A 13,754-nucleotide genomic window follows, 5' to 3' on the forward strand; every position below is an offset into this window, starting at 1 on the left:
CTCAGGCCTGCTTGCGAATCAGCTTGTAGTTGGACGCCTGCGCCACCGGGCGGATGACGATCTGGTCGAGGTTCACGTGGTGCGGTGCGCTTACGGCGTAGCGCACCACATCCGCCACATCCTCGGCGGTCAGGGGCTTTTCCACGCCCTGGTAGACCTTGCCGGCCGCCTGCGCGTCACCAAGCCGGTTGATGGCAAACTCCTCCGTCTGGACCAGGCCGGGGGCAATCTCGACGACCCGGACGTTATGCTCGGCCTCTTCCAGCCGCAGCGCCCCGGTCAGGGCATGCTGGGCGAACTTGGCGGCGTTGTAGCCGCCCCCGCCCTCGTAGGCATCCAGCCCGGCCGTGGACGTCAGGTTCAGGACCGTGCCCTCGCCGTTCTCGCGCAGCATCGGCAGGAAGGCGCGGGTGAGCTTCATGGTGCCGAGGACGTTGACCCGGTACATCCACTCCCAGTCCTCGGTCACGGCCTGGCCTACACGATCCGCTCCGCGGGCACCGCCAGCGATGTTGACCAGCGTGTCGATCCCGCCGGCGGAGGTCACCTCGGCCAGCAGGCGGGCCACGTCCGCGTCATCGGAGATGTCGGCAGCGAGGGCGACGGCGCCGGTCTCGGATTCCAGCGCGGCCAGCCGTTCCTGGCGGCGGGCGACGGCGTACACGGTCCAGCCGTCTGCACGGAGCGCGCGAACGGTGGCCTCGCCAATGCCGGAGCTGGCGCCTGTAACGAGGGCTGCCTTCGTGGTGGACTTTTTGGTGGACACGTCAGGGCTTGCGGAAACCTCAGTCATGGCACCACCCTAGCGCCAACCGCAGGGTGGGCCAGCCCAATGTTTACTTCCGCGGACCGCCAACTAACGCGAACTGTTGACCTTGGCAAACCCCTTACTTTCCCGAACCCCGTGCTGCCAGGAACTCCAGCAGTACCTTTGCATGGTTCACCTCCGGATCCCTGGCCGCGTACAGCAGCGTCACCTTCCGGTGCCTGGCCGCCAGGTCCCGGAGCTGGTCCACCGCGGGATTGCCCGCCAGCTCGTCCTCATACTGGGCACGAAAGTCCTCAAACCGCTCCTGCATGTGGGCGAATTCCTGCCGCAGCGGCGGCGACGGCGCGACGTCCTTGAGCCACAGCTCCAGCTGGGCCCGTTCCTTACTGACCCCGCGCGGCCAGAGCCTGTCCACCAGAACCCGGCAGCCGTCGTCGTCAGCGGGTTCCTCATAGATGCGTTTGATCGCAAAGGAAGCGCCTGCTTTGCCCATACGCCGCATGCTACTCCCGACTTCCGGCAGCGGGCACGCACCTCCGGGCAGGAAACAAATGCCCGGCATGAAACAATTGGCCCATGGCTGAATCAACGCAGGGTACAGACACGCCCGCCACCACCCCCATCAACGTTCCCGACAAGCCGGCCCTGGAAGGCCTGGAGGCTGCCCTTACGCAGCGCTGGCTCGAGGAAGGAACCTACCGGTTCAACCCGGACACCACCCGGGAGCAGGTCTACTCGATCGACACTCCCCCGCCCACCGCTTCCGGTTCCCTCCACGTGGGCCACATGTTCTCCTTCACGCAGACCGACGTGCAGGCCCGCTACATGCGCATGACCGGCAAGAACGTCTTCTACCCCATGGGCTGGGACGACAACGGCCTGCCCACCGAGCGCCGCGTCCAGAACTACTACGGTGTCCGCTGCGATCCCGCCATCCCGTACAACCCGGACTACCAGCCGCCGGCGCAGCCGGCGAAGAACCAGCGGGACTTCGACGTCGTCTCCCGGCAGAACTTCATCGAACTGTGTGAAGAGCTGGCCGTCGAGGACGAAAAGGTCTTCGAAAACCTGTTCCAGACCCTCGGCCTGTCCGTCGACTGGAACCTCACCTACCGCACCATCGACGACACCTCCCGCGCCGTCTCCCAGCGCGCCTTCCTTGCGAACCTGGCCGCCGGCGACGCCTACATGGCCGAGGCCCCCACGCTCTGGGACGTCACGTTCCGCACCGCCGTGGCCCAGGCCGAGCTCGAGGACCGCGAGGTGGCGGGCGCGTACTACCGCTATCCGTTCTTCACCGCCGAGGGCGAGAAGATCTTCATCGAAACCACCCGTCCCGAACTGCTCGCGGCCTGCGCCGCCCTGGTGGCAAACCCCGACGACGAGCGGTACCAGCCGCTGTTCGGCAAGACCGTGAAGTCCCCTCTGTTCGACGTCGAGCTCGAGGTCAAGGCCCACCCGCTGGCCAAGGCGGACAAGGGCTCGGGCATCGCGATGGTCTGCACCTTCGGCGACCTGACCGACGTGACCTGGTGGCGCGAACTCCAGCTCCCCACCCGCGCGATCGTGGGCCGCGACGGCCGCATCCTGGCCGAGACCCCGGAGTGGATCACCACGGATGCCGGCCGCGAGGCGTACGCCGCCATCGCCGGCAAGACGGTCTTCTCCGCCAAGGAGGCCGTGGTGGAGCTGCTCACGGCAGCGGACCTGCTCGACGGCGAACCCAAGAAGATCACCCACCCGGTGAACTTCTTCGAAAAGGGTGACAAGCCCCTCGAGGTGGTCACGTCCCGGCAGTGGTACATCCGCAACGGCGGCCGTGACGAGGATCGCCGCGAACACCTGATCGGCCGCGGGAAGGACATCGATTTCCACCCGTCCTTCATGCGCTCCCGCTACGAGAACTGGATCGCCGGCCTCAACGGGGACTGGCTGGTCTCCCGCCAGCGCTTCTTCGGCGTGCCGATCCCGGTCTGGTACCCGCTGGACGCCCAGGGCAACCCGGACTACGACAACCCTGTCCTGCCGTCCGATGACCTGCTGCCGGTGGACCCCGCGGCCGACGCCGCGCCCGGTTACGACGAGTCCCAGCGTGACCAGCCCAACGGCTTCACCGGTGACGCTGATGTGCTGGACACCTGGGCCACTTCATCCCTGACCCCGCAGATCGTGGGCGGCTGGAGCCGGGACGAGGACCTGTTCGCCAAGGTGTTCCCGTTCGATCTGCGCCCCCAGGGACACGACATCATCCGCACCTGGCTGTTCTCCTCCGCCGTCCGCGCCGACGCCCTGCAGGACGTCGCGCCCTGGAAGCACGCGGCCATCTCCGGCTGGATCCTGGACCCGGACCGCAAGAAGATGTCCAAGTCGAAGGGCAACGTGGTGGTGCCGACGGATGTCCTGAACGAGTATGGCTCGGACGCCGTCCGCTACTGGGCTGCCTCCGCACGCCTGGGCGCGGACACCGCCTACGAGATCGCGCAGATGAAGATCGGCCGCCGCTTGGCCATCAAGCTGCTGAACGCCTCGAAGTTCGTCCTCAACCTGGGCCCCACGGAGAATTCGGTGGTTTCCACCGATCTGTCCGTCCTGACCAATCCCCTGGGACCGTGCCCTGCTGGCCCAGCTCTCCGACGTCGTGGCCCAGGCTACCAAGGCGTTCGACAACTACGACTACGCCCGGGCGCTGCAGATCAGCGAATCGTTCTTCTGGCAGTTCACCGACGATTACGTCGAGCTGATCAAGGACCGCGCGTACGGTGCAGCCGGCGAGACCGAGCAGGCTTCGGTTCTCGCGGCCCTGGCCACCACTCTGGATTCGCTGCTGCGCCTCTTCGCGCCGTTCCTGCCCTTCGCCACCGAAGAGGTCTGGGGCTGGTGGCGGGCCGGTTCCGTGCACCGCGCCGCCTGGCCGGCGCCGCTGGAGATCACCGACGGCGACACCGACATGCTGGGCACCGTGGGCATTGCGCTCAGCGGCATCCGGAAGGCCAAGTCGGAGGCCAAGGTCAAGCAGCGCACCGAGGTCCTGTCGGCGACGATCACGGCGAGAGAGTCCCTCGTGGCCCAGCTCCAGGCAGGGCTCGGGGACCTCAAGGCAGCGGCCAACGCGCAGGAAATCTCGCTCAACACGGGCGAGGGCGAGCTCACGGTCAGCGACGTGGAACTGGCTCCGGCCGAGGAGCCCGCACAGGCCTAAGGTGAAATGAGCCCGGAGCATTTCGGGCAGTTCCGGATGTTTCCGGGCAAAGGGGAAGCCCCATCAGCGTTTTGCCGTTGGTGGGGCTTCGACTTTTCGGCTGTCTGGTGACATCTTTGACAGTCTGGCAAGATCCTTGGAATTTCAGGTCTTCCTACCTTGTCACCGGTAGTCTGCTTCTAACTTTGCCGAAGGCTGCGTTGGAAGCCTGTCACTGAATCTTTGGTTCTTGCGTCTCACTTCTTTCGAAGTGGGTAAGTTCCATCTTTGTCCTCCTGTTGCGGATGCGCAAGAGCCCCGGCGGAACTACTCCCATGTAGTTCTGCCGGGGCTCCGGAGCCGGGGCTCTGAATGCCCGACGGGGGCCCCGCAGATCAGTCGAAGGCAGGGCTTTCGGTCCGGCTGCGCTTGATCTCGAAGAAGTGCGGGTAGGCCGCGAGGGTGATCGCCGCGTCCCAGATCTTCCCGGCTTCCTCCCCGCGCGGAATGCGGGTGAGGACGGGTCCAAAGAACGCGGTGCCGTTGAAGGCCACCACGGGGGTTCCAACGTCCTGACCCACCAGGGAGATGCCCTTTTCATGGCTGGCACGCAGCTGCGGGTCGTACTCGTCGGAGCCGGCAGCGGCTGCCAGCTCCGCGGGGAGGCCGCAGTCGGCCAGGGCCTTGCTGATGACGATCGAGAAGTCCTTCTGCCCGCCGTCGTGGATCTGCGATCCCATGGCGTCGTACAGCGGCCTGACCACGTGGTCGCCGTGCTGTTCCTGGGCGGCGATGATGACCCTGACCGGCCCCCAGGCCTTGTCCATGGCCTCGCTGTACTTGGGATCGAGATCGCGGCCTTCGTTCAGCACGGACAGGCTCATGACGTGCCACTCCGTCTGGATGTCGCGGACGCCTTCCACCTCGCCGATCCAGCGGGAGGTGATCCAGGCGAACGGGCAAAGGGGGTCGAACCAGAAGTCGGCCTTATTGGCGGCGGTTTCAGACACAGCAAATCTCCTCAGGGACGTCTTCGGGGTGTGGCGCGCCGCAAAGCCATACTCGCAGGGCACGCCTAAGCGACAGCGATGAATCGGGTCGATTTATTCCGGTGCAGCGAATTTATCAGCGTTAGGCTGACTTGTTCCGTCGCTTGGCCACGACGTCGTGCGTGATCATTGTGGGCTGGGCCTTCTTGGCCACTACGTCGGCGGTGATGACCACGCTGGCGATGTCGTCCCTGCTGGGCAAATCGAACATAACCGGCAGGAGGACTTCCTCCATGATGGCTCGCAGTCCGCGGGCTCCGGTTCCCCGTTCCAGGGCCTGGTCGGCAATCACGTCCAGAGCGTCGTCGTCGAACACCAACTCCACGCCGTCCAGCTGGAACATCTTCTGGTACTGCTTGACCAGGGCATTCTTGGGCGTGGACAGGATCTGGATCAGAGCGGGACGGTCAAGGCTGGAGACGGTGGTGATGACCGGCAGGCGGCCGATGAACTCCGGAATAAGCCCGAACTTCAGCAGGTCTTCCGGCATCACTTCGCCATAGGAATCGGTGTTCTTGACCTCGTTCAGCGGAGCGCCGAAGCCGATGCCCTTGCGGCCGGAGCGGGAACCGATGATGTCCTCCAGGCCGGCGAAGGCGCCGGCAACGATGAAGAGGACATTCGTGGTGTCGATCTGGATGAATTCCTGGTGGGGGTGCTTGCGGCCGCCCTGCGGCGGAACCGAGGCAACCGTTCCTTCGAGGATCTTCAGCAGGGCCTGCTGAACGCCCTCGCCCGAGACATCGCGGGTGATCGAGGGGTTTTCGCTCTTGCGCGAGATCTTGTCGATCTCGTCGATGTAGATGATGCCCTGTTCGGCCTTCTTGACGTCGTAGTCGGCGGCCTGGATGAGCTTGAGGAGGATGTTCTCCACGTCTTCGCCCACATACCCGGCTTCAGTCAGGGCGGTGGCATCGGCAACGGCAAAGGGGACGTTCAGCCGGCGCGCCAGGGTCTGCGCAAGGTAGGTCTTGCCGCAGCCGGTGGGGCCAATCAGAAGAATGTTGGACTTCGAGATTTCAACGTCGTCGTGGTGGACTCCCTCGGCCAGTGTGCCGCTCTTGGGCGCATGCCCGGCCTGAATCCGCTTGTAGTGGTTGTAGACCGCGACGGCGAGGGAACGCTTGGCCGGTTCCTGGCCAATGACGTATTCCTGCAGGAAGTCAAAGATTTCGCGGGGCTTGGGCAGTTCGAAACTGCCCAGATCGGCGACCTCTGCGAGTTCTTCCTCGATGATCTCGTTACAGAGCTCGATGCACTCGTCGCAGATGTAGACGCCGGGCCCGGCAATGAGCTTGCGCACCTGCTTTTGGCTCTTGCCGCAGAAAGAGCACTTGAGCAGATCCGCGCTCTCGCCAATCCGAGCCATATGTGAACCCCTTAGTATCTTGCCGCAAGGGCAGCTTTGCACCGGTTGCATCTAACCACGGCCGGGATCCGGCAATGATTTACATCCACTCTAGGTCACATTCGGCCCGAGGGGTGGAAACCGGGCGCCGGTGCGGTTCAAAAATCTAAACCGCACCGGCGCCCGTTACTGCTGTTTACCCGGCATGTGCCTGCATTTAGCGGGCTAGTGCCTGCGGCTTGATCTTGCGGGAATCGAGGACCTGGTCAATCAGGCCGTAATTCTGCGCCTCAGCGGCGGTGAGGATCTTGTCCCGCTCGATGTCGTTGTTGACCTGTTCCGGCGTCCGGCCGGAGTGCTTGGCCAGGGTATCCTCCAGCCAGGTCCGCATGCGCATGACTTCGGCCGCCTGGATCTCCAGGTCGGATGCCTGTCCGCCCTGGCCGCCGGACAGTGCCGGCTGGTGGATCAGGACGCGGGCGTTGGGAAGAGCGAGGCGCTTGCCCGGCGTTCCGGCGGCCAGCAGCACAGCCGCAGCACTTGCGGCCTGGCCCAGGCACACGGTCTGGATCTCAGGGCGAATGTACTGCATGGTGTCGTAGATCGCGGTCATGGCGGTGAAGGAGCCGCCTGGCGAGTTGATGTAGATGGTGATGTCGCGGTCCGGGTCCGTGGACTCCAGCACCAGCAGCTGCGCCATGACGTCATCGGCAGAGGCGTCGTCCACCTGGACACCGAGGAAGATGATGCGGTCTTCGAAAAGCTTGGTGTAGGGGTCCTGGCGCTTGAAGCCATACGGCGTGCGCTCCTCGAACTGCGGCAGAACGTAGCGGCTTGTCGGCAGATTACCGGCAGACGATCCGAAATTGTAGTTCATGTTCATTGCTCCTGGATTCAGTTCTGTCTTGTTGCCGGTTAGCTCTGGCCGTTTGATGAAGCGTTCTGGGTTCCGCCGCCGCCGGCGACAGAACCTGCGTGCGCCGAGATCTTGTCGAAGAAGCCGTACTCGAGCGCCTCGCTGGCGGTGAACCACTTGTCGCGGTCGTTGTCCTTGAGGATGGTTTCCACGGTCTGGCCGGTCTGGTCGGCCGTGAGCTCGGCCATGACCTTCTTCATGTGGAGAATCAGCTCGGCCTGGATCTTGATGTCCGAAGCCGTTCCGCCGATACCGCCGGAAGGCTGGTGCATCAGGATGCGCGCGTTCGGCGTGGCGTACCGCTTGCCCTTGGTGCCGGAGGACAGCAGGAACTGTCCCATGGAGGCAGCCAGCCCGGTGGCGACGGTAACGACGTCGTTGGGGATGAACTGCATGGTGTCGTAGATGGCCATGCCGGCCGTCACCGAGCCGCCGGGCGAGTTGATGTAAAGGTAGATGTCCTTGTTGGGATCTTCGGCGGAAAGCAGCAGCAGCTGTGAGCAGATGGCGTTTGCGTTCTCGTCGCGGACCTCGGAGCCAAGCCAGATGATGCGCTCTTTCAGCAGGCGGTTGTAGATGTAGTTGTCCTGGGCTGCAGGATCGACGGTTGCCATGCGGGGGGCCGCTGCTTGCTGTGACATTTGTACTTACCTCTCGCTGGTGACGGTGACATCACTGAACGACATCACTGAACTTCACTACTTGGACACTAACCGCTTTCGGAGCGGATTTGTTCGTCGGAATCACGCTGTTCGCTGACGGCGCACGATTGCCCGCGGGAGCTGTACACCGGCCGTTAACGCGCCAGCCCCCGGATCCGAGGACCCGGGGGCTGGCGCCGCTGATGCGTGCGGCTGCTAGAACTTCACGGCCGCGGGATCGTCGTTCGCGACGGTCTCGCCGGCTGCTTCAGCGTCGGTTTCCGCTTCGGCTTCGACGGCCGGAGCCTCTTCGCCGCCGGGGCGGACGAAGTCGCTCAGGTCAACCTTGTTGCCCTCGGAGTCGGTGACCTCGGCCTGGCCCAGGACGACGGCCAGTGCCTTGCGGCGGCGGACCTCGGAAACCATCATGGGAACCTGGCCGCTCTGGTCGATGATCTGGGCGAACTGGTTCGGGTCCATGCCGTACTGGCTGGCGGTGGTGACGATGTAGTCGATCAGCTCGTTCTGGCTGACGCCCACTTCTTCCTTCTCGGCGATGGCGTCGAGGATGATCTCGTTCTGGAAGGCGCGCTCGGTGTTGGCCTTGACTTCGGCGCGGTGCTCTTCGGTGTCGTGCTCGCCTTCACCGTGGGAGTTCTCGGCCTTGAAGTGCTGCTCGAGCTGCTCTTCGACGACGGACTCCGGAACAGGAACCTCAACCAGCTCAACGAGCTTGTCCAGGACCTTGTCGCGGGCCTCGACGCCCTGCTCCACGACCTTGGAGTCGGCGGCCTGCTTGGCGAGGTCCTCGCGCAGTTCGGCCAGCGTGTCGAACTCGGAGGCCAGCTGGGCGAAGTCGTCGTTCGCCTCGGGCAGTTCGCGCTCCTTGACGGACTTGACGACAACCTTAACCTGCGCGGCTTCACCGGCGTGGTCGCCGCCCACGAGGGTGGTATCGAAGATGGCGTCCTCGTCAGCGCTCAGGCCGGTCACGGCCTCGTCCATGCCTTCAAGCATGGTGCCGGCGCCAACCTGGTAGGACAGCCCGGTAGCGGAGTCCACCTCGGCGCCGTCAATGCTCGCCGTGATGTCGATGCTCAGGAAGTCGCCGTCAGCTGCCGGGCGCTCCACGGTCTTGAGCGTGCCGAAGCGGCCACGCAGTTCGTCCAGGGCCTTGTCGACGTCGGCGTCCGAGGACTCTGCCGCGGCAACCTCCACCTTGATGCCGGCGTAGTCGGGCAGTTCGATCTCCGGGCGGACATCAACCTCGGCCTGGAACTTCAGCTCACCATCGGTGGCGGAAGGATCCGGAACCTCGGTGATCTCAACCTCGGGACGGCTCAGGGGGTGGATGCCGGACTCCTGGACTGCAGCCTGGTACCAGCCGTTGAGGCCCTCGTTGATGGCGGTCTCCAGGACGTAGCCGCGGCCGACGCGCTGGTCGATCAGCTTGGCGGGAACCTTGCCCTTACGGAAGCCAGGGACCTGGATCTGCGAAGCAACAGTCTTGTATGCCTCATCGATGCTGGGCTTCAATTCCTCAAAGGGGACCTCAACATTGAGCTTGACCCGCGTGGGGGTGAGGTTCTCGACAGCGCTCTTCACGGTCTAAGTACTCCTGGTTTTGTTGGTGGGTTCTGCAAACGCGTTGTTGTGACCAGGCCTGGGGCCCGGGCCGCAGAGTCGGGGTGACAGGATTTGAACCTGCGACTTCCTGCTCCCAAAGCAGGCGCTCTAGCCAAGCTGAGCTACACCCCGTAATGCACAGGACAGTCTACGTTCATCCCTGCCGCGTTTGCACATTTGACACTTGGGGCATGAATTAGGTTTAGTTATATCCGGCTTGAACAGCCGCCGAAGAAAAGCCTAAAGGCCAGTGCGCCGGAACGCTTTCCTCCGGGGACGTAGCTTAATGGTAAAGCCTCAGTCTTCCAAACTGATTACGCGGGTTCGATTCCCGTCGTCCCCTCCACACCAAGGAGGCCCCTCGTCGAGGGGCCTCTTTCGCGTTAAGCCTTGCCCGTGATGAGGCCACGCTTAGGTGTTGACCCAGCTTAGGCGTGGCCCCCGACACCCACCGTGCCGAAGGTGAGACGTGCTTCTGCCTGGAGGAAATTGCCGACCCGCTCCGCCTGCTGCGCCAGCTCCTCCAACCGCGATGGCCCCGCCGGAACAAACAGCTCGGCGGTGATCTCCACTTTCTTTCCGGAACGGCGGTGGTGCCAGAGTCCGCGGACGACGCCGTCGATGAGTATGACGGGATAGTTACCTGCCTGCCCCCTGGCCAGGGCACGGTTACCTGCCGCGCCCGGGAACAGCAGCTCCCGGGGCTGGCCGGCCACTACATAGGAATCGAAGTAGGGAAGCAGCCTGACGCCCGAAGGTTCCGTGGTGATGGCCCCGGTGTCGCTCCGCAGCAGCCAGGCCGGCGTCCCTTCCACCGTGACCTGGGCAAGCTCTCCGCGGTGGTCATCAAACAGCCCGGCAGCCCACTCGCGCCGAACCGCCAGCCACCGGGCGAAATGCGCCGGCGTTGCGGGCCCGTACGCCTGCAGGTAGCTGCGGAGGAGCCAGCCAAGCGCCGGCGCGGCGTCGGCAGGCCCGAACCCGGGAAGTAGCTGCCCGGGGCTGCGGTACGTCGCTGCCCTGCCCCTGCCGGCGCCAAAGCACAGGGCGCCGCGGAAGCCCGCGATCCCCAGCGCCGCGCGCCAGCGCGGCCACATGGTCTGGAATGCGGGCATCACTGGGTCAGCCGCCCAGGCACCGGTTCTGGCGACAATGGCGTCAGTGAGTTCGTCGACGGTCAGCTCGCCGTCCCGCAGCGCGTCTGCAATGGCAGCCACGATCTCGTCCGTCTGGCCGGGCGTCAGGAATTGTTCCAGCGCGGCGTTGGGCGGAATGGCAGCCAGCGCTGCGGTCCACCGGGACAGGTCCGCTGCCGGCAGCAGATGCACAGTGCCCCGTGGCCCGAAGGTCCTGACCAGGGTTCCGTCCTCCCAGAGCGCCTTGCGCACCTCGGCCGGGGAAACCCCGGCGCTCCGCATGCCCACGGACAACTCGGCGGCCGGCATCACCTGGGCGTGCGCACCGCACATGGCCCGCACGATCTCCGCCGGGGAGGCAGTGTGAGAAGGGGCCGAAAGCCACTGACGCTCCATGCGCCGGGCACAGACCTGCGCCCACGAATATTCGCGTTCCGGTCTATAAGTCATCGCCCGTTACCGGTCAGCTCATACGGGCTGCTGGCAGGACGGGCACCAGTACAGTTTGCGGGCGGCGTGTTCGGCCAGGGCAACCGGAGTCCCGCAGACCCGGCACGGCTGGCCGTGGCGGCGGTAGACAAAGTGCGCCTCCTCCCCCGGCGGAAGCTGGCCGGTCCGGGTCCAGAAGCCGGCGGTGGTGGTGATGATCCGCCCGTCGCGGACGCCGTCGGCCATCACTGCAGCGGTGTCATCCCAGAGGAGGCCGGCGGCGTCCGCAGTGAGCGCGCGGCCGGGAAGCAGGGGGTCGATCCGGCGGCGGAACAGTACTTCGGCCCGGTAGACATTTCCGACGCCGGCAATCACCTTCTGGTCCATCAGCAGCGTAGCGAGCGGCGTCCGCTTTGCCAGGACGCGCCGGATGAAGTCGTCCCTGCTGCCGCCGGTTTTGTGGAGCGGATCGGGGCCCAGCCTGTCCAGCACGGCTGCCACCTCGGCATCGGTAATGGCGGCGCACGTGGTGGCACCGCGCAGGTCGGCCCAGCCATGGTCACTCACCAGCCGGACCCGCACCGCCCCCACCGGCGCCGGCGGCCCGGCGTACTCCGCGGAAGCAGGATCGCCATTGCCTTCGGGTGACCCATTGCCATCAGCCAGTTCCCACTCCCCCACCCTGCGGGGCGCGCCGATGCTGGAGGCCCCGCGGAACTGGCTGTCCCCGCCGAAATCCCAGGCCCCGTAGAGGCCGAGGTGGACGTGCAGCACCAGAGCGTGCTCGAAGTGCAGGAACAGGTGCTTTCCATGCGCGGACGCGTGCACCATGGTGTGCCCGTCCAGCAGGGCGGCGCCGGCGGCAAAGCGGCCCTGGGGGCTGCTGACAGCCAGCCGCTCGCCGGCGAACACATCACCGAACTGGCGGGCGAGCCGGTGTATGGAGTGGCCTTCCGGCACTAGTCGACGATCTCGCCGGTGGTTTCGTAGGTGGCGATCTTGCCGATGCGGCGGATGTGCCGCTCGTCGTTGCTGAAGGGCTCCTGCAGGAAGGCCTCGATCAGGGACGTGGCCTCCTCAACGCTGTGCTGGCGGCCGCCGACGGCCACGACGTTGGCATCGTTGTGCTCGCGGGCCAGCGTGGCGGTGGACTGGTTCCAGACCAGGGCGGCGCGGACACCCTTGACCTTGTTCGCCGCGATCTGCTCGCCGTTTCCGGATCCGCCCAGCACGATGCCCAGCGCGTGGATTCCTGCTTCCTGGTCCGCCACCACTGCGAGCGCCGCGTTGATGCAGAACGACGGGTAGTCGTCCAGGGCGTCGTATTCCTTGGGTCCGTGATCCACCACGTCGTAGCCGTTCGCCGTCAGGTGCTTGACCAGGTGGGCGCTCAGCTCCATGCCGGCGTGGTCGGTGGCGATGTGGACCCGCGGAAATGCAGGGTTTGTTGTCACGGTAGCTTCCGTTCAGTCATGAGCACCGGGGCGCGGCCGGGCTGGTACAGGTCAAATCAACAGATCCAAGAGTACTCGGTGTGCTTCCCCCAGCGGGGTGCCGCCTGGGCAGTGACGCGGCACCTACGATTCCGTGTCACCCTGGACCGGCGGGCGCGTGTCGCGGCGGGCCCTTGCCGCCACGCGCGTCAGGACCTCTGCGAGAAGGGCGGCGGAGTCGGGGTTACCGCCGCTGACGGCCAGCTTGTGGCCGTCGGTCTTGCGGACGACGACGGCGGGGCCGCTGCTGACGAGCACCGCTGCGGTTCCGTCGTGGTTGCGGTAGCCCCAGCCGCCGTAGTCGGCGGCGCGCACGTCCGCTGGTTGGGCGGCGGAGATGGCGGCGGCAGGGACGTCGATCACTCGCAGGATGCCGGCGAGGAAAACGCGCAGTCCGCTGCGGTCCGCGGTGACCCGGGCGAACAGGAACGCGGCTCCGACGATGGCCGCCGCGACCACCAAGGCTCCGAGCCACGGGACGGCAATGGCGATCAGCGAGGCGGGAAACAGGCTGGCGATGGCAATCATCACGAAAACCGAGCTCCGCGCGTGCACCCAGAACCGGACTGAATCCCGGACAAGCTCAGGGTCGAGTTCATGTTCCAGGGCCTGCTGCAGGGCACGGTCATCCTCCGGCGTCCACTGGTTGTCCGCCTTGAACACAAACCCGATGATGACGCCCAGGGAAAGCGCGGCGCCGCTTCCCGAAGCAAGGACAATGATGTCCACGCTTGACTCGCGGGCGTCGGCCACGCCGGCCTGGCCTACGAGGGCGGCCGCCAGCACAGTGGTGACGAAAAGGCTCACCGTCAGCCCCGCGCCCATCATGATCCGGCGCATCACGGTGGGCCGCGACACCGGCACGGCCTGCAACAGCACCAGCCAGCCGGTGAGGACGATCAGGGCGGCCCCGCCGCCCACGAAGGCGGGGAACGGCGCGAAGGCGGTGCCGCCGTCGTTATTCCACATGACCGCCAGCGGTTCCGGCAGATCCGGCCGCAACAGCACGGCACAGACCGCAAACCCGGCGGCAAGCAACACTGGGAAGCCGATCGCGAACCGCAGCGCCTTGGTGTCCACAGCATCGAGGATCTTTCCCATGCCTTAACGCTACCCCTGCGGCGTTCGGCTGGAGAGGACTTCCGCAGGGAACGAGCCACGGAAGTGAG

11 protein-coding genes, 2 tRNA genes and 1 pseudogene are annotated in these 13,754 nt (G+C 65.5%); 2 read left to right on the plus strand and 12 right to left on the minus strand.

The genetic code is table 11. From position 1 onward, the window contains the following. Nucleotide 1 precedes the first annotated feature (1 nt). Both QFZ33_RS16145 and QFZ33_RS16150 read right to left on the minus strand, forming a co-directional pair. The gene (locus tag QFZ33_RS16145; protein WP_307029098.1) at nt 2-793 is read right to left on the minus strand and encodes an SDR family oxidoreductase; all 792 of its coding nucleotides are present in this window, start codon (nt 791-793) and stop codon (nt 2-4) included. 94 nt (nt 794-887) lie between these two features. Further along, nucleotides 888-1,262, minus strand: coding sequence for a DUF488 domain-containing protein (locus QFZ33_RS16150; protein WP_307029100.1), 375 nt, complete (start codon nt 1,260-1,262; stop codon nt 888-890). Between the two features lie 83 nt (nt 1,263-1,345). Here QFZ33_RS16150 and valS point away from each other — a divergent pair. Next, a pseudogene (gene valS, locus QFZ33_RS16155) lies at nt 1,346-3,968 on the plus strand (valine--tRNA ligase). Between the two features lie 374 nt (nt 3,969-4,342). On the opposite strand, the gene QFZ33_RS16160 reads toward valS, so the two are convergent. From QFZ33_RS16160 to QFZ33_RS16185, 6 genes are all read right to left on the minus strand, one after another. Continuing rightward, nucleotides 4,343-4,957 carry a mycothiol-dependent nitroreductase Rv2466c family protein gene (locus tag QFZ33_RS16160; RefSeq protein ID WP_307029102.1) on the minus strand — a complete coding sequence of 205 codons (615 nt, stop codon included), beginning with the start codon at nt 4,955-4,957 and terminating at the stop codon, nt 4,343-4,345. A gap of 121 nt (nt 4,958-5,078) precedes the next feature. Then, a complete protein-coding gene (gene clpX / locus QFZ33_RS16165; RefSeq protein WP_307029103.1) occupies nt 5,079-6,365 on the minus strand; it encodes an ATP-dependent Clp protease ATP-binding subunit ClpX in 1,287 nt (428 codons plus the stop codon). A 196-nt stretch (nt 6,366-6,561) separates the two neighbouring features. Further along, nucleotides 6,562-7,221, minus strand: a complete 660-nt coding sequence (locus QFZ33_RS16170; protein ID WP_102972267.1) for an ATP-dependent Clp protease proteolytic subunit — start codon at nt 7,219-7,221, stop codon at nt 6,562-6,564. Nucleotides 7,222-7,259: 38 nt separating this feature from the next. Then, the gene (locus tag QFZ33_RS16175; RefSeq protein WP_190603577.1) at nt 7,260-7,874 is read right to left on the minus strand and encodes an ATP-dependent Clp protease proteolytic subunit; all 615 of its coding nucleotides are present in this window, start codon (nt 7,872-7,874) and stop codon (nt 7,260-7,262) included. A gap of 243 nt (nt 7,875-8,117) precedes the next feature. After that, entirely contained in the window at nt 8,118-9,506 is a 1,389-nt protein-coding gene (gene tig / locus QFZ33_RS16180) for a trigger factor (protein WP_307029105.1), read from the minus strand. Between the two features lie 78 nt (nt 9,507-9,584). Beyond that, nucleotides 9,585-9,659 (minus strand) — tRNA-Pro (locus QFZ33_RS16185). A 140-nt stretch (nt 9,660-9,799) separates the two neighbouring features. Here QFZ33_RS16185 and QFZ33_RS16190 point away from each other — a divergent pair. Then, nucleotides 9,800-9,873: transfer RNA gene (locus QFZ33_RS16190), tRNA-Gly, on the plus strand. Between the two features lie 82 nt (nt 9,874-9,955). Here the strand turns inward: QFZ33_RS16190 and QFZ33_RS16195 are convergent. The 4 genes from QFZ33_RS16195 to QFZ33_RS16210 all read right to left on the minus strand — a co-directional run bounded on the left by QFZ33_RS16195 (nt 9,956) and on the right by QFZ33_RS16210 (nt 13,686). Further along, the gene (locus QFZ33_RS16195) at nt 9,956-11,113 is read right to left on the minus strand and encodes a winged helix DNA-binding domain-containing protein (protein WP_307029107.1); all 1,158 of its coding nucleotides are present in this window, start codon (nt 11,111-11,113) and stop codon (nt 9,956-9,958) included. Nucleotides 11,114-11,131: 18 nt separating this feature from the next. Then, nucleotides 11,132-12,052 (minus strand): Fpg/Nei family DNA glycosylase, encoded by a 921-nt coding sequence (locus tag QFZ33_RS16200; RefSeq protein ID WP_307029109.1) that lies wholly within the window; start codon nt 12,050-12,052, stop codon nt 11,132-11,134. Then, the gene (locus QFZ33_RS16205) at nt 12,052-12,546 is read right to left on the minus strand and encodes a ribose-5-phosphate isomerase (RefSeq protein WP_307029111.1); all 495 of its coding nucleotides are present in this window, start codon (nt 12,544-12,546) and stop codon (nt 12,052-12,054) included. The genes QFZ33_RS16200 and QFZ33_RS16205 overlap by 1 nt, the downstream gene beginning before the upstream one ends. Nucleotides 12,547-12,669: 123 nt before the next feature. Further along, a complete protein-coding gene (locus QFZ33_RS16210) occupies nt 12,670-13,686 on the minus strand; it encodes a hypothetical protein (RefSeq protein WP_307029113.1) in 1,017 nt (338 codons plus the stop codon). Between the last annotated feature and the right edge of the window lie 68 nt (nt 13,687-13,754).

The organism is Arthrobacter globiformis, from assembly GCF_030815865.1.
Classification (GTDB): domain Bacteria; phylum Actinomycetota; class Actinomycetes; order Actinomycetales; family Micrococcaceae; genus Arthrobacter; species Arthrobacter globiformis_B.

What these genes read in the sequence shown, in the direction of transcription:
- QFZ33_RS16150 (WP_307029100.1), bottom strand. Translation starts at nt 1,262, where the DNA reads ATGGGCAAAGCAGGCGCTTCCTTTGCGATCAAACGCATCTATGAGGAA.
- QFZ33_RS16195 (WP_307029107.1), bottom strand. Translation starts at nt 11,113, where the DNA reads ATGACTTATAGACCGGAACGCGAATATTCGTGGGCGCAGGTCTGTGCC.
- QFZ33_RS16170 (WP_102972267.1), bottom strand. Translation starts at nt 7,221, where the DNA reads ATGAACTACAATTTCGGATCGTCTGCCGGTAATCTGCCGACAAGCCGC.
- QFZ33_RS16175 (WP_190603577.1), bottom strand. Translation starts at nt 7,874, where the DNA reads ATGGCAACCGTCGATCCTGCAGCCCAGGACAACTACATCTACAACCGC.
- clpX (WP_307029103.1), bottom strand. Translation starts at nt 6,365, where the DNA reads ATGGCTCGGATTGGCGAGAGCGCGGATCTGCTCAAGTGCTCTTTCTGC.
- QFZ33_RS16210 (WP_307029113.1), bottom strand. Translation starts at nt 13,686, where the DNA reads ATGGGAAAGATCCTCGATGCTGTGGACACCAAGGCGCTGCGGTTCGCG.
- QFZ33_RS16145 (WP_307029098.1), bottom strand. Translation starts at nt 793, where the DNA reads ATGACTGAGGTTTCCGCAAGCCCTGACGTGTCCACCAAAAAGTCCACC.